Here is a 20,928-nt window from a genome sequence, read left to right as displayed (position 1 = left end):
CCACCTTTACATATTTAAAAGCCGGCCATATCAATCGATTTGATGTCTTCTATAGATAACCTAACATCTCTCATACTATTTGGTGGCATAATGGATACAATGCCATTACGGTACGATATAATCGATCCTATATATGAGACGGTAGTCGTTTTTATCCTACATCTTATTTTTGGAATGTAATGAGGGCGATTTAATAAAAAATGAATTTTTTCTTCATTATTCATATCCTTAAATGATTTATTGTGCGGGACCGTTCTCACTTGCTGTTGTTCTTCTTGCTCTTCTTGTTTCTCTTGTTCCTCTTCTTCTATTTCTTCTATTTGTTGCTCTTCTTGTTCTATCACCTCTTCCACAGCACTACTTACAACATTTTCGTTTCTATTACTTTTCTCTTTTCGATCCTCATCTTCAAAATTCGTTAATATAATTCTTTTTATTTTCGGTGCAGCAAGTTCCAAATTTACTTGTGCAATATATAACAACGGTTTTCCAACTGTTGAACTTTTATTTTTATTCTTCACACTCGTCCCTCCCACTTCCATACGTTGCTGAATAAATCGTGTACTATTATAGTTATATTCATAACGTGGCAAGAACTTTCGTTAAAAATCGTTCTTTCTGAGAACAATAAAAAAGGACAGCCTCAACGTTTAGAGACTGTCCTTTAAAAACTATAATCAATATTTATCCTAAAATATGATATCCTGAATCAACGTGAATATTTTCTCCTGTTACACCGCGTGCTAAATCACTGAATAGGAATACTGCTGTATCTCCAACCTCTTCTGGCGTTGTAGTACGACGAAGTGGTGCGCGCTCCTCGATTTCTCTTAAGATTGAGTTGAAATCACCTACACCTTTCGCAGATAACGTACGAATTGGTCCTGCAGAAATAGCGTTCACACGAATGCCATGTTGGCCTAAATCGTTTGCTAAATATTTTACGCTCGCTTCTAATGAAGCTTTCGCAACACCCATAACGTTATAATTTTTCACAACGCGCTCACCGCCAAGGTATGTTAACGTTAAAATATTTCCGCCTTCTGTCATTACTTTCTTCGCTTCTCTTGCTACAGCTGTTAAAGAGAATGCACTAATATTTTGTGCAAGTAAAAATCCATCGCGAGAAGTATCTACAAATTCACCTTTTAAATCGTCACGATTTGCAAAAGCAATACAATGTGCTACACCGTGAATTGTACCAACTTCTTGCTTAATCGTTTCAAAGCAAGCTGTAAGTTCTTCATCATTCGTTACATCACAAGGTAATACAAGTGATTCTTGTCCTTCTAATGTGTCCGCTAATTCACGAACATTTCTTTCTAAACGTTCTCCTGCATATGTGAATATTAATTTTGCACCTGCATTATGCAAAGAGCGAGCAATTCCCCATGCAATACTTCTTTGGTTCGCAACGCCCATAACAACAAATGTTTTCCCTTGTAATAGTTCCATGATATATCCTCCCAGAAATACTTATACTTGTTATTAGTACCTGATACTATAATTATAGTACCATAAAACCGCTTAAAGGCAAACAAAAAAGTCATTAACATAAATTTGTTAATGACTTTTTGTTTCTATAAAAAAACGTTCTAATCCTTCTTCCCAAGAAGGCATTTGTAAAAAACCATTTAATCTTAGCATGTTATGTTGAAAGATAGAATATTTCGGCCTCGCAGCCTCCGATCCAAATTCTTCCGTTGAAACAGGTAATACATTCACATTCATATTTGCATAAGAAAATATTTTTTGTGCAAATTCAAACCAAGAACATGATCCTCTATTGGATACGTGATATGTACCGTATAAAGAAGTGTGAATGAGCTTATTAACCATCATATTTAAATCTGCCACGTACGTAGGAGAGCCAATTTGATCCGCTACAACGGTTATTTCATCTTTTTCTTTACCTAATCGCATCATCGTTTTCACAAAATTACTTCCATATTTACCATACAGCCACGATGTACGAACGATAAAGTATTTATTATGTAACTCTTTGACGAACTGCTCCCCCGCATACTTAGAGGCCCCGTATATATTTATCGGCGCTGGATTATGAAATTCCCCATACCCATCCGGTCTTGCGCCCTGAAATACATAATCGGTACTAATGTAAACTAACTTAGCCCCTACTAATTGTGAAGCAACCGCTACATTTCGAGCTCCTATTGCATTTATTAAATAAGCAAGATCTTGTTCTTTCTCAGCACGGTCCACCTTCGTATAAGCGGCACAATGAATGATTATATGTGGTCTTATCTCTTGTACCACTTGTTGAACTCGGGATATGTTTGTTACATCTAGTAACTTTTTATCAAAAGGATATATGTCATATTCTTCAGGACTTAACTCTTCTTGCAGTTGCTTTCCTAACTGACCATTTGCTCCTGTTATGATAACCCGCTCTTTCATTTTCATGCCCCTTACTTTTCTTTTAGTGGTTTCCACCATTCTATATGATTTTCATACCATTCCACTGTTTCTTTTAGCCCTTGTTCAAACGTATACTGCGGTTCCCAATCAAACTCATTCTTCATTTTGTGTGCATCAATTGCATAACGACGATCATGACCTAAACGATCTGTAACAAATTCAATATCTTTTTCTGTTTTACCTAAGAGAGTAATAATTTGTTCCACAACATCTACATTTGTTTTTTCATTATTTCCGCCTATATTATATACTTCTCCTAAACGCCCCTTATGCAAAACGATGTCAATTGCACTGCAATGATCCTTTACATGTAACCAATCTCTTACATTTAATCCATCACCATATAACGGTAGTTTTTTTCCTTCCAGCGCATTCGTAACCATTAATGGAATTAATTTTTCGGGATATTGATACGGCCCATAGTTATTGGAACAACGCGTCACTATAACTGGTAATTTATATGTTTTATAATAAGATAAAGCTATCATGTCCGCGCTCGCCTTACTTGAAGAATACGGACTATTTGGAGCTAATGGGGTTTCCTCAGTAAACTTTCCTGTTTTCCCTAAAGAACCATATACTTCATCTGTTGATACTTGTACGAGCTTAATATGCGGATACTTTTTCACTAATTCTAATAAAGTGACTGTCCCGATTACGTTTGTATCATAAAAAGGGATCGGATCTTCAATGCTACGATCTACATGTGATTCAGCTGCGAAATTTACAACTACTTGCACGTCACGTTCCTTAATAACATGTTCCAGCAGCTCTCCATTTTGAATTTCCCCTTTTACAAAAAAGTAATTCGGATGATCTTGAAGAGACTTTACGTTATTTAAATTTCCGCTATATGTTAATGCATCGAAATTTATTATTTTATATGTTTCATAGCTTTGTAACATGTAATGGACAAAGTTACTTCCAATAAATCCGGCCCCACCTGTTACTAATATATTCATAAACAACTCTCCTACTCAAAAGCTATCTTCACATTCCTGAAGTAACGGTAATATTCGATCTTTATCAGACAAAATAGGACTTGTTACTGGCCATGGAATCGCTAATTCTTTATCGTTCCAAAGCACACCAGAGTCATGATCAGCACTATAATATTCATCTACTTTATACATAACAATAGTATGCGGGACAAGTGTACAAAAACCATGTGCAAATCCTTTTGGCACTAATAATTGCCTGTGGTTATCTGCGCTTAAAATATATCCTCTCCACTGTTTAAAGGTTGGTGAATCTCTTCGCAAATCAACGATAACATCATAGATTGCTCCTTGCATAACTTGAATAAGTTTCGTTTGTGCTTTCGGATTTTTTTGAAAGTGTAATCCGCGAATTGTTCCCGCTTCTGCTGAATAAGAAACATTATCCTGTACAAATGAATACGTAACCCCTAATGTTTCTAGCACCTTCTTATTATAACTTTCAGTAAAAAAGCCACGCTCATCTCCAAATAACCTCGGTTCTAACAATTTTGCATCGGTAAAGTTTGTTTCTACAACTTTCATATTCTCACCTATTCTCCGTTAAACTGTTTCCCAAAGTTCATATCCCGTGCTAACGTATTCGCCCTTTGAAGAGAAGCATGAGTTCCCGCATCCGTCCACCAACCGCTCATTTCATTATAAGTAAGTACTCCTCGTTTTAAATACCAATTATTTATATCTGTAATTTCAAGTTCTCCCCTTGCGGAAGGTTTTAATTCTTTTATATAAGAAAAGACTTTCGAATCATACAAATAAATTCCCGTAACAGCATAAGAGCTTTTCGGCTCTTTCGGCTTTTCTTCAATTTCAATTATTTTTCGGTTTTGAATATGCGCTACACCAAACCTTTCAGGATCTTCTACAGATTGCAATAGCACTTTCGCACCTTCTTTTTGCTTTGTAAACTCTTCAACATACGGATGAATATCATCTGAAAAAATATTATCTCCTAATATAACTACCATACGATCATTTCCGACGAAATCTTCACAAAGACCTAAAGCTTGTGCAATCCCACCCGCTTTATCTTGCACCCGATACGTAAAAGACACGCCAAATTCGTGGCCACTTCCTAAAAAACTAACAACATCCCCCATATGCTCTTTACCTGTAATTATCATAATATCTGTAATCCCACATTGTTTTAGCTTATATACTGCATGATAAATCATCGGATACCGTCCAACAGGAAGCAAATGTTTATTCGTGACTTTCGTAATTGGATATAGTCTCGATCCAGTTCCGCCCGCTAAAATAATCCCTTTCATCCTACATCTCTCCCTTATGATGGAGATAGTATATCTTTATACTGTTCTACAAACACTTTCCGATACTTCTCGTATGTATCGGCATCAAACTCATCTCCGTTATAATGAATACACCATAAATTTGCTTGATTAGGGATACCAATTAGATAGCCAGCCTTTTGAAACTCTAAAGACTGTGAAACGTCATAAAAGTGGAATCCTTGAAATAAATCTTCTCGCCACGGAATATCATACTGCGTTGCCATGAGTAAACCATCGATTGCCTGCACTGACATAAAAGATTGATTTCCATAAAACCCTTGATCTAAATTTAATAATTGATAATTCTGTCTTCTATACTCAATCACTTTCCCCACTAAATTTTTCCCTTCCCACCATATCCCGTTACTCGGTAAAAACTGAGCACCAGCGACTCCAATTAAACCAAGTTTTTCATTTTCTTTAAAAAGAGAAATAAGATTATAAAACATATCACGATTAATAAGGTACGTGTCTTGATGTATATATACTTTATACTTTGCTGGAAATGAAAGAGCACGGTTATATGCACTTGCCATACTTTTTGCATCTCGTATCGGGAAAATTTGCACAGCATAGCCAGGGGGAACAAAAATGTTTCTTATTTGCCTCTCGCATTGCTCGAAAAGCTTTTCATTATTTACACAAACAACGACTAATATTGTGTGATCTTTCATTTTGTAGCCCCTCTATTCTTCCTTATTCACATCTGACATATAGTTTTCTACAAATACTTTTCTATATTTTTCATAGTTTGTCATATTCACATCGAAATGATAATGAATACACCAAGCATCGCGCTGTACAGGTACACCGACTGTATATCCTGCTTTTTTAAATTCAAATGATTGAGATACATCATAAAAGTCAAATCCGTCAAATAAGTCTTCTCGCCACGGGATATCATATTGTGTTGCCATTAACAAACCGTCAATACATTCAACAGGAATAAACGTCTTTGATTCATGAAATGGTTGCTCTAAACTTGCCATATAAAACAAATCGTTCATATAACCAATGACTTTCCCGACAATCCCACGCCCTTCGTTCCATATACCAGTTGGAGGAACATATTGCGATCCAACCATCCCAATCATTCCAAGATGTTCATGTTCCTCAAATAATTGAATTAATCCGTATAGAAAGGCTGCGTTTATAATAAATACATCTTGGTGTAAATACACTTTATACTTCGCTGGATGTGAAATGGCTTGATTGTATCCGCTCGTCATGCTTTTTGCATTTCGAATCGGCATGAATTGTATAGTATACCCAGGAGGTACTGCCAATTTCAATATATGTCGCGCACATTGTGCATACAATTTCCGATCATTTATACATGTAACAAATAATATTGTTTTGTCTGCCGCACTCATAATTGTGATTTTTCTGCTTCAATAATATATTGAAATACAACCGTCTCAGCCATGAAGCCACTTCCAAGACGATACTTTTTACAAATTCCATATAACTCTTCAATAAGTGGCTCATATATTTTATGATCAACATATACACGATCTACTTTACTAATTGAATATCCTGCTTTTAAAAACAGTCTTAACATTTCATTAAAAGTAAAGAAACGAATATGCGTTTTATCTAACAGACCATACTCTGTATACGTCCAGTTTCCAGCGAGTAAGGGGGCTAACACCGAGATGTGAGCAACGTTCGGTATACTAGCTAAAATCACACCATTTTGTTTTATATATGGTTTCACTTTTTCTACCACAGCCCATGGATCAAACAAATGCTCTAATACGTCACCAAATATGACGCAATCAAATTGGCCCTCCTCATACGGCATATCCATTGTCTCTATATCGCCTAAAACAACATGATCTAGCTTTTCTTTTGCTTTTTCCGCTGCTTCTGAAAATGCCTCAATTCCTGATACACGTGTACCATTTTCTTTTATAGCCGCTCCTAATGCACCGCTCGAGCAGCCAATATCAAGAACTTCTTTCCATTCCTTTTTTATATGCTTTAATAAATTTGGATTCGCTGCATTATAATAAAAATCAGATTTTTCTTCATATAAAGAACTTTTTTCCCGATTCATTTCACACGCTCCTTATGTAAATTGAATTTGAAATATACATCTCATATGAACAAAATACACTTTATAACCAATACCATCCCTGCCGATACTCTAATATATAGCCAATCTATCATTATTAGAATCGTGACAAGTTATTTCCTAAAAATAGCATGCATTACACCTTATATTGTTTATCAAAAACACCTCGAAAATATTTACGGTTATACTCGATTGCAGCATTATTCGGAACATAAGAAGCTGCTAATTCATTGTAATAATAAGCTTTGTCTTGCTCCCCTAACTTGCTGTAGCAAATACACATTTGTAAATAAGGAAGCCATGTGTAGCTAGCTGGACTGTGAAACGGACTTTCCTTTGCCAGCGGCACTTCCGTTGCTAATTTAAACCAAAATATCGCTTCATTATACTTTTGTTGATCCATATATATATATCCTATTCTTGTACAATTCTCTCCTCTAGGAACATCGTACCGAAACGATTTTGCACAAGCCTCAACTGCTTTCTCCCACAGTCCGAGCTTCGCATAACAATCCCCTAACTTACCACATGCATAGATTTTCTCTTCATACCATCCTTCATCTTGATTCAGAAATGTTTCATATAAAAGAACCGCATCATTGTATTTTTGATTATCCATAGATTCATTTGCATAATAAAACAAATCTCTCGGACTCAATTCTTCTCCAGCTGCTACAGCATTTTGAAAAATTTTCAAATTACGATCCGTTACTTCTTTTTCCTTTTTATGTGTAATAGCAATGTTGCTATTAAAAATTTCACCGGAAACCGCTAAATACTCATGTACTTTACCAAACCATTGAAACTGTTTTTCGCGCTTTACAAGCCGATACCTTCTTGTGCAATATAAAGGCTTCCCGTTAGAGTCCATTACGAGGTGATAAGGCATCGAAACAGCATCCACATTAGAATCTAATTGGCCCTTTAATTGTTTCAATGCTTCTTGAGCATCTTCTAATAATACGTCATCTGCATCTAGCCATAATATATACTGTTGCGTCGCTTTTGAAAAAGCAAAATTTCTAGCCGCCGAAAAATCATCAATCCACTGAAAATCATATATATTAGGAGTATATTTCTCTACAATTTCTTTCGTTCGATCAACAGAACCTGTATCAACTACTACAATTTCATCAACAATTTCTTCAACCCCATCCAAACATCGAGCTATTGTCTTTTCCTCATCTCGGACTATCATACATAAACTAATTGTAATGCCTTGCTTGTTCAATATAATCACCTTCTTCCAACTCAATCATATGTTATACAAACGCGAAACTTTCCACATTTTTATATTGTTCAAGTTATTTTAGATTTCTTTTCAATAATTCAAATGTCCGTGTCATTTTCTTGCGATTTTGCATCTACTATATAATGAAAGCTTTATGGAGGTGAATTTATGTCAAATAATAATTATTCAGATGGCTTAAATCCTGATGAATCATTATCAGCTAGTGCATTTGATCCTAATCTTGTAGGTCCAACTTTACCACCAATACCACCGTTTACACTTCCAACCGGGCCAACTGGACCTACTGGGCCGACTGGACCTACTGGACCGACCGTACCTACTGGGCCGACTGGACCTACTGGACCTACTGGACCTACTGGGCCAACTGGACCTACTGGGCCGACTGGACCTACTGGGCCAACTGGACCTACTGGGCCGACTGGAGGCACTGGTACAACTGGCGCGACTGGACCTACTGGAGGTACTGGTGCAACTGGACCGACTGGGCCAACTGGGCCGACTGGACCTACTGGGCCAACTGGATCCACTGGCGCAACTGGACCTACTGGGCCGACTGGACCTACTGGGCCGACTGGACCTACTGGGCCATCTGGATTAGGACTTCCAGCAGGATTGTATGCATTTAACTCTGCTACAGTTTCTTTAGCTCTTGGAATTAATGATCCTGTACCGTTTAACACGGTTGGATCTCAGTTTGGTACTGCAATTTCTCAATTGGACGCTGATACTTTCATCATAAGTGAAACTGGATTCTATAAAATTACTGTTATCGCATATACTGCAGCAGTAAGTTTATTAGGTAGCCTTGCAATTCAAGTTAATGGTGTTACTGTACCAGGTGCAGGCACAAGCTTAATCTCAATTGGCGCACCTATCGTTATCCAAGCAATTACACAAATTACAATAACTCCATCAATGGTTGAAGCAGTTGTTACTGGAATTGGATTATCTCTAGCTCTTGGTACAAGTGCATCTATTATTATTGAGAAAATCGCTTAATCTTTTACTTAGCAGTAAAACTGATATTGGTTTTACTGCTTTTTCTATTTCGAATTCAATCATGAAATCTTTGCTATCTACATAATCATATTGTTGTATGACATTTTTCAGGAGGCATAAATATGGAAAATAAATCCGCTGTTCAGCTTTATCTCGAATTGCTAAAGAAGACAATTTTATTTGAAATATGGTTAGAATATGAGGAGTACTTACCTGCATCTCTACATATATCAAAAGAACTTCAATTCGAGCCAGTTACCGTACCACTCCCTTTATTCATTAAGCAATATGCCGAAAATCACAACTTAAAAATTGTAAAGCCAGATGTTTCAAAAAGTGAACGTCATGATGGACTGGATTGGCCAAGAGCAGCACATAGTATGATTGGCCGAGAACGTATGAATCAGTTACATGAGGCAATGGAAACCGTTGTTCGTGAAAATATAGAAGGAGATTTTATCGAAACAGGTGTATGGCGCGGAGGCTCTTGCATTTTTATGAATGGCTTTTTACAAGCCAATAACATTACGAATCGTAATATTTGGGTTGCAGATTCATTTGAAGGTTTGCCAGCACCAAATTTAGAACAATATCCGAAAGACTACGGTGATTATTTACACACATTCGATTATTTACGTGTTTCTTTAGAACAAGTACAAGAAAACTTTAAAAAATATGATTTATTAAATGATCAAGTAAAATTTTTAAAAGGCTGGTTTAAAGATACTTTACCAACAGCACCAATAGAAAAGATTGCAATTGCACGACTTGATGGGGATATGTATGAATCTACGATGGATGGTCTCGTGAACTTATACGATAAAGTTTCAACAGGTGGCTATATTATTATTGATGACTATGGACTACCAGCTTGTGCAGAAGCTGTGACGGACTTTAGAAATCAAAGAAACTTAAAAGCTCCTATTACTAAAATTGATATCTTTGGTGTATATTGGCGAAAAGAATAAGAGAAATTTTGATTATAAGGAGGTTCCATTCCTATTAATCTAATACTTGAATACATGAACCGTTTTAGGAATCTCCTTGTATGTAATAAGCGGTCACATCTTATCCTCTTTCGCTATCAAATAAAACTTTAATTTCCCCATACTCCTCGTTTTGAGGTGAGATTTGTCTGTAAATATCGAGATAATATGGATACTGTATTGGTTTGCCTTTTTACTACAAGGAAGGAGTGTATTTATGAGCGAACTTGAAAAAGAAATAAAATTACTCCCCCCTCCTGAACTCGTCCAATATGTAGGTGGCGATTTTGAAAAGGTCGGTAAAGAATTCCTAAAGCATTTCATTCAAATTGGGGCTTTAAAGTCAAACGAAAAAGTATTAGATGTAGGCTGTGGCGTCGGCCGAATGGCTGTTCCATTAATGAATTACTTAACTGATGATGGAGCGTATTATGGATTTGATTTATTTAAAGAAGGTATCACTTGGTGTAAAAATAATATTACAACTACCCGTAATAATTTTCATTTTGAACACGTTGACATATACAATCAATTTTACAATCCAGAAGGAAAAGAAGATGCCTCTCACTATAAGTTTCCATATGAAGACGCGACATTCGATTTCATCTTTTTAACTTCTGTATTTACGCACCTTCTCCCAACAGAATTAGAACATTACGTATCTGAGATTACACGTGTATTAAAAAAAGACGGGAGATGTTTTATTACGTTCTTTTTAATAAACCCTGAGTCATCCTATTATTTAAATGCAGGACTAAGTACGTTAGGATTTTATCATCAAATTGAAAATTGTTATGTCGTAAATAAAGATATTCCTAATTTCGCAGTTGCTTATCCTGAAACAGATATTTGCGCTTTATTGAATAAATATGGCTTAGAGGTAATGAATAAACCACACTATGGTTTATGGTGCGGCCGACATGAATATACGAGTTATCAAGATATTGTTCTTACAAAAAAAAGCTTCTGAAAGGAAGTTACGTATGACAAATGAAAAAAATCTACCTCTTGTTTCCATCCTTATTCCCACCTATAATAGACCACATTATTTCAAAATCGCTTTAGAAAGTGCTTTGGCACAAACTTATCCAAACATTGAAGTTATTGTAGGAGACGATAGTACGAATGATGAAACTGAAAAATTAATGCATGAAAAATACTTACTAAACCATTCCCATATAACATATATCCGGAATAGTACTACTTTAGGACAATTCCATAATGACCTCATGCTCTTAGAACAGTCTAGTGGCGAATACATAAACTTCTTAATGGACGATGACTTATTCCATAGTAATAAAATTGAGAAAATGATGTTCTATTTCCAACAAGACTTAAATCAAAAACTCGCACTTATTACATCATATCGCACTTGGATTGATGAAAATGGAGATATAATTGAAAACCATCCCGCTGTAAATAGATTGTATAGCGAAGATACCCTGCTAAGTGGGATAGATTTTGGAAACCATATGCTTTTATCTGGACAGAATATTATTGGTGAACCTACGACTGTACTCTTTCGAAGGCGACTATTAACAGAACCTTTTGGTACTCTAAATGAAAGGAACTATTGTTGTAGTGTTGATATGGCCTCTTGGATGGGTTTACTTTCAAAAGGTGATGCATTTTATATCACTGAACCTTTAAGTTCCTTTCGCTTTCATGATGGACAGCAAGTACACCATAAATTACTTGAAGGATCTGAAGATTTTTCACATCTCGTTTTAACCTCAAAAAAGTATGGTTTCTTACAAGATTTCAATGATTATAGAACTAGTCTGCTCAAAGCCTATGAGTGGTGTATGGGTGCATTCGAGTTTTATAAACAATACCCCAATCTCATTCCAGATGCACATATACGTCTTTCTCGTTGTTTAAATATAATTATAAAAGAGCTAAATCCACGATAGCTTTGCATAAGGGAGGAGCTATTCCTCCCTATTATGTATGACTTTACATAAATAGTGGAATAAATGTATGGACAGTCTGCTTATATTACTTTTAGAATGACGTCATCAACATATTTACTAGGCGATAGAAAGGATTACATACAGTGAAAGATACGAATTCTCAATATCAAATAGACTACGTATTACTATTCATTTTATTTGCCATTGGGACTGTTAGTTGCTTTGCTATTGCAAGTGCGCAAACCTCTTTACCACCATTTTTACAAAATGTAAATTTTGCACTCAAGCAAATACAATGGTACTTCATTGGATTTGTCGCTATTAGTGTTATTATGATTATCGATTTCGATCGGTATCAAAAAATTGCTTGGTATTTATATAGCTTTGCAATGATATTACTTATCGGGCTAGAACTTCAGGTTCCAGGTGCCGTTACAATTAAAGGGGCTACCGCTTGGTACAGGCTCCCAGGCATCGGAAATTTTCAACCTTCAGAAATTATGAAATTATTTTTAATTATCGTCATTGGACGAATTATAGCTAATCATAACGAAAAATATTTTTTTCGAACACCTCGTGAAGATTTTATCTTACTCGGAAAAATATTCGCAACGAGTTTGCCACCGCTACTACTTATTGCAAAAGAACCTGATTTAGGAAACACAATGGTAATTTCAGCGATGCTGGCAGCAATGATACTAGTTTCCGGTATACGTTGGCGCTTTATTTTCGGATTAGTCTCCGTTATTTTCACAGCAGGTGTTACCTTAACGTATATTTATATTGCTCATACAGAATTCTTTAAGGAGTATATCTTAAAAGAATACCAATTAAACCGCTTCTATGGTTGGTTAGCGCCTTACGAATATGATTCACAAGGCTATCAATTAAGACAAGCATTCTTAGCTACTGGATCAGGAGAAATGCAAGGAAAAGGTTGGGAAAATGGACAAGTATACTTTCCAGAACCACATACAGACTTTATTTTCACTAATGTCGCTGAACAATTCGGTTTTTTAGGTGCAAGTGTCATTATTTCACTTTTTTTCATACTCATTTTCCGTATGATTCATATCGCTTTGGAAAGTAATGATCCTTTCGGTAGTTATATTTGTGCCGGTACAATCGGAATGTTTACTTTTCAAGTATTCCAAAATATCGGGATGACAATTGGATTACTCCCTATTACAGGGATAACATTGCCCCTTATGAGCTATGGAGGAAGTTCGTTACTTACATATATGATTGCGATGGGATTTATTTTAAATGTTCGCTCAAGAACGAAAACCTTTATGTTTAAATGAACCATACAAAAAGTGGTATATTTTTATTTCTATCCTTTTTTAGATATACTAATGAAAAATATGTTGGAGGTTTACATATGAAATATGACATTATAGGGGATATTCACGGGTGCTTGCAAGAGTTTCAAAATTTAACGACGAAACTAGGATATAACTGGGATAGTGGCCTACCGGTTCATGCCGAAAATCGTAAGCTTGCATTCGTTGGTGATATTACAGATCGTGGTCCCCATTCATTACGTATGATCGAAATTGTATGGGAACTTGTCATAAATAAAAAAGAAGCTTATTATGCTCCTGGAAATCACTGTAATAAACTATACCGATTTTTCCTTGGGCGTAATGTGACAATCGCTCACGGGCTTGAAACAACTGTTGCTGAATATGAAGCACTACCTTCTCATAAGCAAAACATTATAAAAGAAAAGTTCATCACCCTTTATGAACAATCCCCTTTATATCACATACTAGATGAAAAAAGAATAATTGTATGTCACGCTGGGATTCGGCAAGATTACATAGGAAGACAAGATAAAAAAGTACAAACCTTTGTATTATATGGCGATATTACAGGAGAAAAGCATGCTGACGGCTCACCTGTCCGTCGCGACTGGGCGAAGGAGTATAAGGGGCAATCTTGGATTGTATATGGACATACACCAGTAAAAAAACCTCGCTTTGTAAATCAAACAGTCAATATTGATACTGGCGCTGTATTTGGCGGCAATTTAACCGGATTACGTTATCCTGAGATGGAGACTGTTTCCGTCCCTTCTTCCCTGCCTTTTGTCCCTGAGAAATTCCGCCCAATTTCATAACTATCCTTACCTAGGTACAATTCATAAATTACGAGGGGATTGCCGGATTATTTAGCCGTATCTCCTATAAAAACTAGATAAAGTAATTAAAAAAAGATGCAATAAGGTGCATCTTTTTTTTATTACACGACATATAATGTCGCAGGAGGTGACAGAATGAAGAAAAAATCTTCTAAACAAAAAAGAAAATTCCACCCTTTATATCAGCCCATGTATGGAATTAACAACTGGTGCGGCATTCGAGCTGCAGCTATAGAAGAACTAGAAGAACAAGAGTCATCAAAAAAGAGCAAAGCTAAAACAAAATATGTCTCTTTAGAAAATGCTGTAATGAGTCGCATAATCAATCGTAGAAAAGTAAAGATGCAACAAAAAAATAAACATCTCTCTCATCACGATGAACAAATACTGCATTCTGAAGAAAAACAGGAAAATACGGAAGAGAACATTCCTGTAGCAATAAATAAAAAAATACAACCAGAAATTCCAACCGATATTATAAACCAAGTAAAAAAAATAAAAGAAGCATTAACTCCATCAAATAATATACAAACAGAAAAAACGATCATAATTCAGACTCCTGCACCTGAAAATACGAAAGTAAAAAAAGAAGGCCGATATTCACATGCAGAGGGGCTTCACTCTCATGCAGAGGGTACAGTTTCACATGCAGAAGGACTTCTTACACACGCAAAAGCAACTTGCTCCCATGCAGAAGGATCGAAAACAAAAGCAACTGGACATAGTTCGCATAGTGAAGGAAGTGAAACGACAGCAGGCGGCTCTTATTCTCACGCGGAAGGTAAACATACGATTGCTTTAGGCGAAGCAGCACACGCAGAAGGAACCGCAACTATCGCTAATGGATTCTCTTCTCATGCGGAAGGTAATCATACATCAACAGCTCATTTTGCAGGAAGCCATATTATGGGACGATTCGGCACGGCCGAAGAAGCCTATTCTTGGTTTATTGCAAATGGAACAAACGATACCGATCATAATATCGGTGCTAAATGGCTTGCTCATAATGGAGAAATGTACATTGAGGGTGCTTCTTACAATGCAAGCGGAACGGATTTTGCACAAATGTTTGAAACAGCGGACCATAAAGCTATTGATGTCGGTTATTTCGTTACATTTAGTAGCGAAGAAAAAATTCGGATAGCTACTTCAAACGATTCTTTCATTTTAGGAATATCTAGTGCAACCCCCGCTATTATAGGAAATAGTGGTGCTTTAAGTTGGCAAAAGCGCTATAAAACAGATAACTTTGGAAAGCGTCAATATGTACGTACAGAAACACAAGAAATACAACCACTTTTAAATACAGAATGGGATCCAGCTTGCAAATATATAGCAAGAAAAGACCGTTCCGATTGGCTTCCTGTCGGATTAATTGGACAAATGTTAGTACGTGATGATGGCACTTGCGAACCGCATGGATATTGTCGTCCAAATGATGACGGCATTGCTACAAAAGCTGAAAGTGGATTTTTCGTTATTAAGCGTACGGATGATAATCAAATTTTAATATTATTCCGCTAAGAAAAAAGGGACCAAAATTCTTCATTACATAAGAATTTTGGTCCCTTTTTAAGCGTGCATTAATAACTGCTGCATATCGCTTGGAATCGTCGTAGCAAAAGACATTTTCTTTTCTAAAATAGGATGATAAAACGCCAAAGATGTACTGTGAAGTGCTTGTCGTTTCATTTCATCCCTTCTTCCTCCATATAAGTCATCACCAAGTAACGGATGTCCTATATGAGCCATATGCACGCGGATTTGATGCGTTCTTCCTGTCTCAAGTTCAAGAGATACATGCGTCTTTTGCGAGGAACTATGAATCACTCTAAAATGAGTAACTGCCCTCTGTCCATCCTCACAAACTGTTCGTTCAATGATGCTATCTGATTTTCTACCAATCGGTGCATCAATCGTTCCTTCACGTTTTATCATCTCTCCATGAACAATTGCTTCATACGTTCGTTTCACAGCTTTTTGTTGATGTTGTTTCGATAAAAGATGATGTACGAAACGATTTTTTGCAATAAGCATGAGTCCTGACGTATCACGATCCAACCTTGTTACAATGTGCACCGTACTGGCAAGATGCTGCTTATCATAATAAGACAAAAGCGCGTTAGCAACACTTCCCTCTGGATGTTCTCTAGACGGAATCGTTGACATGTTCGCTTCTTTATTGATGACAAGAACTGCATCATCTTCATATACAATGCATAGTGGGATATCTTCCGCAATCATCCCTTCACTTCTTTCTTCCACTGGAAAAAAAACACGTAATTGTTCGCCCGCTTGTAGTTGATGACGAACGCTTGCATATTGACCATTTACTTCAATGGCTCCGCCATGAAATTTTATATCCGTTAAAGCAGCTTTAGAAATCCCTTTTGTTTTCAAAAATTCTCTAACTAAAGTTCCCTCTTCAGCTGACTCTATATCCCATTTCAATGTAAATCTGTTCAATATATAAACCCCTTCTATTTATCTGCAACAAACGAGTCACGGACACGTTTCCAGAATGGGAACGGGCGGAAACGAACAAATCGCACTTTCTCGTTTGCAACGCGATACTGGATTGATTTCACATCTTGATGAACCATCGTTAAATGGTCCACCGTAATTTGTAAGTTCATCCCTGGAGCCGGCTTCAACACACATGTATGATGCTTCGGCAATACAAGCGGCGAGCCTACAGTACGAAACACACGGTTGTTAATGGATGCCATTTCTGCAATTTGAATTGCTTCAATAGAAGGGTGAATAATTGCACCGCCAAGTGCTTTATTATAGGCAGTACTTCCTGAAGGAGTTGAGATACATAGACCATCCCCGCGGAATGTTTCAAAGTACTCTCCCCGTATTTCCACTTCTGTTACTAATGTGCCCTCTGCACTTTTTACAGTCGCTTCATTCATCGCTAAATACTGTGACTCTTTACTTCCATTCACATAGCGAATAATCACTTCTAAAAGCGGATATTCCACCACTTGGAATGGCGTTTTAGCAATCGCAATTACTAATTTCTCTACTTCTGTCGGTAACCAATCTGCATAGAAACCTAAATGCCCTGTATGTACACCAACAAATGCTGTTTCATCCAATCGATTATAATAACGATGAAACGCATATAAAAGCGTTCCATCTCCCCCAACAGAAATTACAATATCGGGTTCCTTTTCATCCATAATGAATCCAAAATCTAGCAAGTACTCTTTCATCGTGCTTGCTAGTGTATCTGATGATTGATCTCCCTTTGACATAATTGTAAATTTCATCGCCAACACCCTTTAGTTTATGATTCGGAATCTTTCGTTTCTTGCTTTCTTGAAAAAGCCTTTTGTGCTTCTTGAATTTCAAGACGAATAGAAGACATTTCTTCATCCAATAAAAACGCCGCTTCCGCTGCACGTTGCAAGCGTATTTTAATATCTTCAGGAAAACGCCCACTATATTTATAATTCAAAGAATGCTCAATCGTTGCCCAAAAGTTCATTGCTAGCGTGCGTATTTGGATTTCTACCAATACTTTTTGTTCCCCTTGAATCGTTTGAACAGGATAACTAATAACAACGTGATAAGAGCGATAACCGCTATCTTTCTTTTGCGTAACATAATCACGCTCTTCCACGATTTCAAAGTCATTTCGTTTTCGGAGATATTCTACAACAGGCTTAATCTCATCAACAAATTGACACATCATTCGAAGGCCCGCGATATCCTGCATATCTTCTCTGAGCCGGTCTAGCGGTACATTTCTCTTCTCCGCTTTATCAATGATACTTGCAACCGACTTTACCCTTCCTGTTACAAACTCAATTGGAGAATGCTCTGTTAACATTGCAAATTGAGTACGCATTCCTTTTAGTTTCACTTTCAGCTCTGCCACCGCTTGATGGTAAGGTGCTAAAAATTCTTCCCAATTTCGATTCATTTCAACCACCACCAAAATCAATCCATTTGCTTATAGAAATACTTTTTCTACAGCAGTTACTAGTTCTTCTCCGTAATTTGCATTACCTTCAATATTTTCAACTAAATATTCTACTTCTTCTTTTAAACCTTCTAATTCCATTTCAACATCATTCACTTGAATAAACATCGCTGTATCTTTATTCATTGCTTCACGCATTGCTTCCCAGCATGTATGCGGAATACTTACATATATGAAAGATGATTCGTTTTCTAAGATATATAAAAATGATAAATTGTCTGAGTCTACAAGTACGTGATTACGCGCACTTAACTCCTTTACCTCTATTTCAGTATTTTCCGCACAAAAAATAAGCGCATTCTCTCTCATTTCTACGCTCTTTACTTGAATTTTATTTTGCATGCTCGAACTCCTCCATCTCAACTTCCTGTCTTACTTAACAGTATTATTGTATCATAACATGGACGCAAACAAATAAAACATTGAACCAAATTTGTGAAAAAGCGATAATGTGTAAAGAATTATTTTTCAAAAGGAGCGCATACAATGACACAAGAAATTGAAATTGAATTTAAAAATATCGTTACAGAAGAAGAATTCCAATCATTATGCAAATCTTTTTCTATTGAAGCTTTCACGAAACAAGTGAATCACTACTTTGAAACGCCCGACTTTTCATTAAAAGAAGCTGGTTCTGCACTTCGTATTCGTCATAAAGGGGAAACTTATACATTAACGTTAAAACAACCTGCAGAAATCGGCTTGTTAGAAACGCATCAAGTTGTAACCGAGGCCGAAGCAAAAATGATGATGGAAACAAACACAATCATTCAAGGTGCTGTAGTAGACCAACTACACAAATTACAAATTCCTGTTTCCGCTTTAACTTATATGGGCAGTTTAACAACTGAAAGAGCTGAAACATTATTTGAAGGCGGAACGCTTGTCTTTGATCATAGTTTCTATTACAATCACGATGATTATGAAATTGAATATGAAGTGCAAGACGAAGAAACAGGAAAAGCTGCATTTATTCATTTGTTAACACAGCATAACGTACCAGTTCGCCATACAAATAACAAAGTAAAACGCTTTTTCCTTGCCAAACAAAACAAAGCACGCTAAAGTGAAAATTCCACTAGTGAATCCGTTCTACTAGTGGATACATCTCACTTCTTAAAAAGTAAAAGGTTCATTTACACCTGTAGAAGAAGCAAAGAATGTTAGGAAGGCTGTTTATTTGCCCTCTCGAACATTCCATTGCTACAATAGATATACATTTCATGGAAAAAGGAGTTTATAAAGGATGAGCAAGCAACCGATGACACCATTTGAAGCAATTGGCGGTGAACAATGCATTGCAATATTAGTAGACACATTTTATTCCTATGTCAGTAAACACCCTGACTTATCTCCCATCTTCCCGGATGATTTAACAGAAACAGCTAGGAAGCAAAAACAATTTTTAACACAATATTTAGGTGGTCCTAATTTGTACACTGAAGAACATGGTCATCCTATGTTAAGAGCACGCCATCTTCCGTTTGAGATTACGCCAAAACGAGCAGAGGCTTGGCTATCATGTATGGAGCAAGCAATGGATGACACAGGAGTACACGGTCATATAAGAGAGTTCGTTTTTGAACGTTTAGCATTAACTGCTCAGCATATGGTTAATACTCCAAACGAAACAGGTGAAATATAATGGATAAACAGGAAGCAAAGCATATCAATATGCCATCTCCTTCCGCATGTGAGCATAAGTCTGTAGAAGCATATTTATTTATTGATCCACTTTGTAAAGATTGCTGGGAAATTGAACCCTTTATTATTAAACTATGGCTTGAATACGGGAAATACTTCTCTATTCGTCATATTGTAACTGGAAAAGTGGACGGAACGAACGCTTCCTCACACAAATGGAATAAACCTGCTAATATTCGATTTGTGTGGGAAAAGACGACAAGTTTACAAGGTTTTTCATGTGATGGAAAAGTACATATGCAAGAGGCATCATCAACACCATATTTAGTTTCGATGGCAATTAAAGCAGCGGAGTTACAAGGCCGAAAAGCAGGTTCGAAGTTTTTGCGAAAACTCCAAGAATACATTTTCCTTGAAAATGTATCAAACCCTGACTGCGAATTATTGCTTGCATGTGCAAAAGATAGCAATATTGATGTAGAAGAATTTAAAAAAGATCTACATTCCGCCAGCGCAAAAAAAGCTTTCCAATGTGACTTAAAATTCACAAATGAAATGCATATTACAGAAATACCTTCCCTCGTCTTTTTTCATGCGAACTCAGATGAAGAAGGCATTAAAATCGCTGGAACTTATTCCTATGATGTATACGTACAATTATTAAAAGAGCTCGTAAAATGTGAAATCGAGCCAGAACCATTACCGCCTTTAGAAATGTTACTAGAAGCAACGCAATTTATATCTTCAAAAGAAGTAGCATTTATATATGACTGCTCGCAACAAGAGATCGAGCGCGAACTAAAAAAATTACAACTGAAACGCAAAGTACAAATGATTGACGTAAAATGTGAGCGTTATTGGAAATGGATAGCAATAGAAAAAGACCTGGTGTAAACACCAGGTCTTTTTCTTTACGGCTTATAAAAATATTAAAGGGGATGGGAGAAATTTTCACGTTCAAACAAAGGGGTATATGTTTGTATGTGAATTCGTTCACGCTTATTATATTACAAGATTCGACGTCAGATGACAACCCCTTTTGTCGAATTTCACACTTTTGTCACATTCTAAACGTTTTCATTTTTGAATAAGCTATATAAAAGCCCTTTAGGAGGTGTTTTTCATAAAGAAATCCTATATTTTACTAATTTTTTCATGTGTCCTTGTTTCTTTTTTCTTGTACATTCTCTC

The 20,928-nt window shown here is 36.4% G+C and carries 24 protein-coding genes; 10 read left to right on the top strand and 14 right to left on the bottom strand.

Annotation, left to right across the window (positions count from 1 at the left end; translation table 11 throughout):
- Positions 1–14 precede the first annotated feature (14 nt).
- The 10 genes from MHH42_RS06030 to MHH42_RS05985 all read right to left on the bottom strand — a co-directional run bounded on the left by MHH42_RS06030 (position 15) and on the right by MHH42_RS05985 (position 8,040).
- A complete protein-coding gene (locus MHH42_RS06030) occupies positions 15–542 on the bottom strand; it encodes a spore coat CotO family protein (protein WP_081339527.1) in 528 nt (175 codons plus the stop codon).
- Positions 543–684: 142 nt separating this feature from the next.
- A complete protein-coding gene (gene fabI, locus MHH42_RS06025) occupies positions 685–1,455 on the bottom strand; it encodes an enoyl-ACP reductase FabI (protein ID WP_000421885.1) in 771 nt (256 codons plus the stop codon).
- Between the two features lie 108 nt (positions 1,456–1,563).
- Positions 1,564–2,418, bottom strand: coding sequence for a dTDP-4-dehydrorhamnose reductase (gene rfbD, locus MHH42_RS06020; protein ID WP_000664678.1), 855 nt, complete (start codon positions 2,416–2,418; stop codon positions 1,564–1,566).
- Between the two features lie 11 nt (positions 2,419–2,429).
- Positions 2,430–3,401 carry a dTDP-glucose 4,6-dehydratase gene (gene rfbB, locus MHH42_RS06015; protein ID WP_001024154.1) on the bottom strand — a complete coding sequence of 324 codons (972 nt, stop codon included), beginning with the start codon at positions 3,399–3,401 and terminating at the stop codon, positions 2,430–2,432.
- Between the two features lie 15 nt (positions 3,402–3,416).
- Positions 3,417–3,962, bottom strand: coding sequence for a dTDP-4-dehydrorhamnose 3,5-epimerase (rfbC, locus tag MHH42_RS06010; RefSeq protein ID WP_000869430.1), 546 nt, complete (start codon positions 3,960–3,962; stop codon positions 3,417–3,419).
- A gap of 8 nt (positions 3,963–3,970) precedes the next feature.
- Positions 3,971–4,708, bottom strand: coding sequence for a sugar phosphate nucleotidyltransferase (locus MHH42_RS06005; protein ID WP_000676183.1), 738 nt, complete (start codon positions 4,706–4,708; stop codon positions 3,971–3,973).
- A gap of 14 nt (positions 4,709–4,722) precedes the next feature.
- Positions 4,723–5,403 (bottom strand): glycosyltransferase family protein, encoded by a 681-nt coding sequence (locus MHH42_RS06000; RefSeq protein ID WP_070172870.1) that lies wholly within the window; start codon positions 5,401–5,403, stop codon positions 4,723–4,725.
- Positions 5,404–5,415: 12 nt separating this feature from the next.
- Complete coding sequence (locus tag MHH42_RS05995; RefSeq protein ID WP_001271193.1) at positions 5,416–6,102, bottom strand: glycosyltransferase family protein; 687 nt, start codon at positions 6,100–6,102, stop codon at positions 5,416–5,418.
- On the bottom strand, positions 6,099–6,788 hold the full coding sequence (locus MHH42_RS05990) for a class I SAM-dependent methyltransferase (RefSeq protein ID WP_001078421.1): 690 nt from the start codon (positions 6,786–6,788) through the stop codon (positions 6,099–6,101). The genes MHH42_RS05995 and MHH42_RS05990 overlap by 4 nt, the downstream gene beginning before the upstream one ends.
- Before the next feature lie 154 nt (positions 6,789–6,942).
- On the bottom strand, positions 6,943–8,040 hold the full coding sequence (locus MHH42_RS05985; protein ID WP_033668570.1) for a glycosyltransferase: 1,098 nt from the start codon (positions 8,038–8,040) through the stop codon (positions 6,943–6,945).
- Positions 8,041–8,205: 165 nt separating this feature from the next.
- Here MHH42_RS05985 and MHH42_RS05980 point away from each other — a divergent pair, with 165 nt between their 5' ends.
- From MHH42_RS05980 to MHH42_RS05950, 7 genes are all read left to right on the top strand, one after another.
- Positions 8,206–9,057, top strand: coding sequence for a BclA C-terminal domain-containing protein (locus MHH42_RS05980; RefSeq protein ID WP_340892998.1), 852 nt, complete (start codon positions 8,206–8,208; stop codon positions 9,055–9,057).
- A 122-nt stretch (positions 9,058–9,179) separates the two neighbouring features.
- Positions 9,180–10,025, top strand: a complete 846-nt coding sequence (locus MHH42_RS05975; protein ID WP_016108015.1) for a TylF/MycF family methyltransferase — start codon at positions 9,180–9,182, stop codon at positions 10,023–10,025.
- Positions 10,026–10,260: 235 nt separating this feature from the next.
- Complete coding sequence (locus MHH42_RS05970) at positions 10,261–11,013, top strand: class I SAM-dependent methyltransferase (RefSeq protein WP_097854615.1); 753 nt, start codon at positions 10,261–10,263, stop codon at positions 11,011–11,013.
- A gap of 13 nt (positions 11,014–11,026) precedes the next feature.
- Positions 11,027–11,956: a glycosyltransferase family 2 protein gene (locus MHH42_RS05965; protein ID WP_016108013.1), complete on the top strand. Its 930-nt coding sequence runs from the start codon at positions 11,027–11,029 to the stop codon at positions 11,954–11,956.
- 143 nt (positions 11,957–12,099) lie between these two features.
- Positions 12,100–13,260, top strand: coding sequence for an FtsW/RodA/SpoVE family cell cycle protein (locus MHH42_RS05960; RefSeq protein ID WP_097854614.1), 1,161 nt, complete (start codon positions 12,100–12,102; stop codon positions 13,258–13,260).
- 77 nt (positions 13,261–13,337) lie between these two features.
- The gene (gene prpE, locus MHH42_RS05955) at positions 13,338–14,078 is read left to right on the top strand and encodes a bis(5'-nucleosyl)-tetraphosphatase PrpE (protein ID WP_016108011.1); all 741 of its coding nucleotides are present in this window, start codon (positions 13,338–13,340) and stop codon (positions 14,076–14,078) included.
- Positions 14,079–14,234: 156 nt separating this feature from the next.
- Positions 14,235–15,623, top strand: coding sequence for a peptidase G2 autoproteolytic cleavage domain-containing protein (locus MHH42_RS05950; protein WP_070172865.1), 1,389 nt, complete (start codon positions 14,235–14,237; stop codon positions 15,621–15,623).
- 48 nt (positions 15,624–15,671) lie between these two features.
- Here MHH42_RS05950 and MHH42_RS05945 read toward each other — a convergent pair whose 3' ends face one another.
- From MHH42_RS05945 to MHH42_RS05930, 4 genes are read right to left on the bottom strand one after another with little or no spacing between them, the layout of a single operon-like run.
- Positions 15,672–16,565, bottom strand: coding sequence for an RluA family pseudouridine synthase (locus tag MHH42_RS05945; RefSeq protein WP_340892997.1), 894 nt, complete (start codon positions 16,563–16,565; stop codon positions 15,672–15,674).
- A 14-nt stretch (positions 16,566–16,579) separates the two neighbouring features.
- Positions 16,580–17,377 (bottom strand): NAD kinase, encoded by a 798-nt coding sequence (locus MHH42_RS05940; protein WP_000673191.1) that lies wholly within the window; start codon positions 17,375–17,377, stop codon positions 16,580–16,582.
- Between the two features lie 17 nt (positions 17,378–17,394).
- Positions 17,395–18,033, bottom strand: coding sequence for a GTP pyrophosphokinase (locus tag MHH42_RS05935; RefSeq protein ID WP_001081482.1), 639 nt, complete (start codon positions 18,031–18,033; stop codon positions 17,395–17,397).
- A gap of 30 nt (positions 18,034–18,063) precedes the next feature.
- A complete protein-coding gene (locus MHH42_RS05930; protein WP_001180013.1) occupies positions 18,064–18,435 on the bottom strand; it encodes a UPF0738 family protein in 372 nt (123 codons plus the stop codon).
- Between the two features lie 144 nt (positions 18,436–18,579).
- Here MHH42_RS05930 and MHH42_RS05925 point away from each other — a divergent pair, with 144 nt between their 5' ends.
- The 3 genes from MHH42_RS05925 (at position 18,580) to MHH42_RS05915 (ending at position 20,631) form a co-directional block, all read left to right on the top strand.
- Positions 18,580–19,158: a CYTH domain-containing protein gene (locus tag MHH42_RS05925; protein WP_000191111.1), complete on the top strand. Its 579-nt coding sequence runs from the start codon at positions 18,580–18,582 to the stop codon at positions 19,156–19,158.
- A gap of 181 nt (positions 19,159–19,339) precedes the next feature.
- Positions 19,340–19,738 (top strand): globin domain-containing protein, encoded by a 399-nt coding sequence (locus tag MHH42_RS05920; protein WP_000043381.1) that lies wholly within the window; start codon positions 19,340–19,342, stop codon positions 19,736–19,738.
- Positions 19,738–20,631: a ClpXP adapter SpxH family protein gene (locus MHH42_RS05915; protein WP_000360648.1), complete on the top strand. Its 894-nt coding sequence runs from the start codon at positions 19,738–19,740 to the stop codon at positions 20,629–20,631. Before MHH42_RS05920 ends, MHH42_RS05915 begins: the two co-directional genes overlap by 1 nt.
- Positions 20,632–20,928 lie beyond the last annotated feature (297 nt).

Source organism: Bacillus sp. FSL L8-0099, from assembly GCF_038006385.1.
Taxonomy (GTDB): domain Bacteria; phylum Bacillota; class Bacilli; order Bacillales; family Bacillaceae_G; genus Bacillus_A; species Bacillus_A toyonensis.
This window is presented reverse-complemented; position numbering and strand designations above follow the sequence as displayed.

Bases quoted from the DNA above. Each gene is read 5' to 3' on its own strand.
- MHH42_RS05970 (WP_097854615.1), top strand. From the start codon at position 10,261: ATGAGCGAACTTGAAAAAGAAATAAAATTACTCCCCCCTCCTGAACTC.
- MHH42_RS05975 (WP_016108015.1), top strand. From the start codon at position 9,180: ATGGAAAATAAATCCGCTGTTCAGCTTTATCTCGAATTGCTAAAGAAG.
- MHH42_RS05915 (WP_000360648.1), top strand. From the start codon at position 19,738: ATGGATAAACAGGAAGCAAAGCATATCAATATGCCATCTCCTTCCGCA.
- MHH42_RS05920 (WP_000043381.1), top strand. From the start codon at position 19,340: ATGAGCAAGCAACCGATGACACCATTTGAAGCAATTGGCGGTGAACAA.
- MHH42_RS05930 (WP_001180013.1), bottom strand. From the start codon at position 18,435: ATGCAAAATAAAATTCAAGTAAAGAGCGTAGAAATGAGAGAGAATGCG.
- MHH42_RS05925 (WP_000191111.1), top strand. From the start codon at position 18,580: ATGACACAAGAAATTGAAATTGAATTTAAAAATATCGTTACAGAAGAA.
- MHH42_RS05965 (WP_016108013.1), top strand. From the start codon at position 11,027: ATGACAAATGAAAAAAATCTACCTCTTGTTTCCATCCTTATTCCCACC.
- MHH42_RS05995 (WP_001271193.1), bottom strand. From the start codon at position 6,102: ATGAGTGCGGCAGACAAAACAATATTATTTGTTACATGTATAAATGAT.
- rfbB (WP_001024154.1), bottom strand. From the start codon at position 3,401: ATGAATATATTAGTAACAGGTGGGGCCGGATTTATTGGAAGTAACTTT.
- MHH42_RS06000 (WP_070172870.1), bottom strand. From the start codon at position 5,403: ATGAAAGATCACACAATATTAGTCGTTGTTTGTGTAAATAATGAAAAG.
- MHH42_RS05990 (WP_001078421.1), bottom strand. From the start codon at position 6,788: ATGAATCGGGAAAAAAGTTCTTTATATGAAGAAAAATCTGATTTTTAT.
- MHH42_RS05950 (WP_070172865.1), top strand. From the start codon at position 14,235: ATGAAGAAAAAATCTTCTAAACAAAAAAGAAAATTCCACCCTTTATAT.
- rfbC (WP_000869430.1), bottom strand. From the start codon at position 3,962: ATGAAAGTTGTAGAAACAAACTTTACCGATGCAAAATTGTTAGAACCG.
- prpE (WP_016108011.1), top strand. From the start codon at position 13,338: ATGAAATATGACATTATAGGGGATATTCACGGGTGCTTGCAAGAGTTT.
- MHH42_RS05980 (WP_340892998.1), top strand. From the start codon at position 8,206: ATGTCAAATAATAATTATTCAGATGGCTTAAATCCTGATGAATCATTA.
- MHH42_RS05940 (WP_000673191.1), bottom strand. From the start codon at position 17,377: ATGAAATTTACAATTATGTCAAAGGGAGATCAATCATCAGATACACTA.
- MHH42_RS05935 (WP_001081482.1), bottom strand. From the start codon at position 18,033: ATGAATCGAAATTGGGAAGAATTTTTAGCACCTTACCATCAAGCGGTG.
- fabI (WP_000421885.1), bottom strand. From the start codon at position 1,455: ATGGAACTATTACAAGGGAAAACATTTGTTGTTATGGGCGTTGCGAAC.
- rfbD (WP_000664678.1), bottom strand. From the start codon at position 2,418: ATGAAAGAGCGGGTTATCATAACAGGAGCAAATGGTCAGTTAGGAAAG.
- MHH42_RS06030 (WP_081339527.1), bottom strand. From the start codon at position 542: ATGGAAGTGGGAGGGACGAGTGTGAAGAATAAAAATAAAAGTTCAACA.
- MHH42_RS06005 (WP_000676183.1), bottom strand. From the start codon at position 4,708: ATGAAAGGGATTATTTTAGCGGGCGGAACTGGATCGAGACTATATCCA.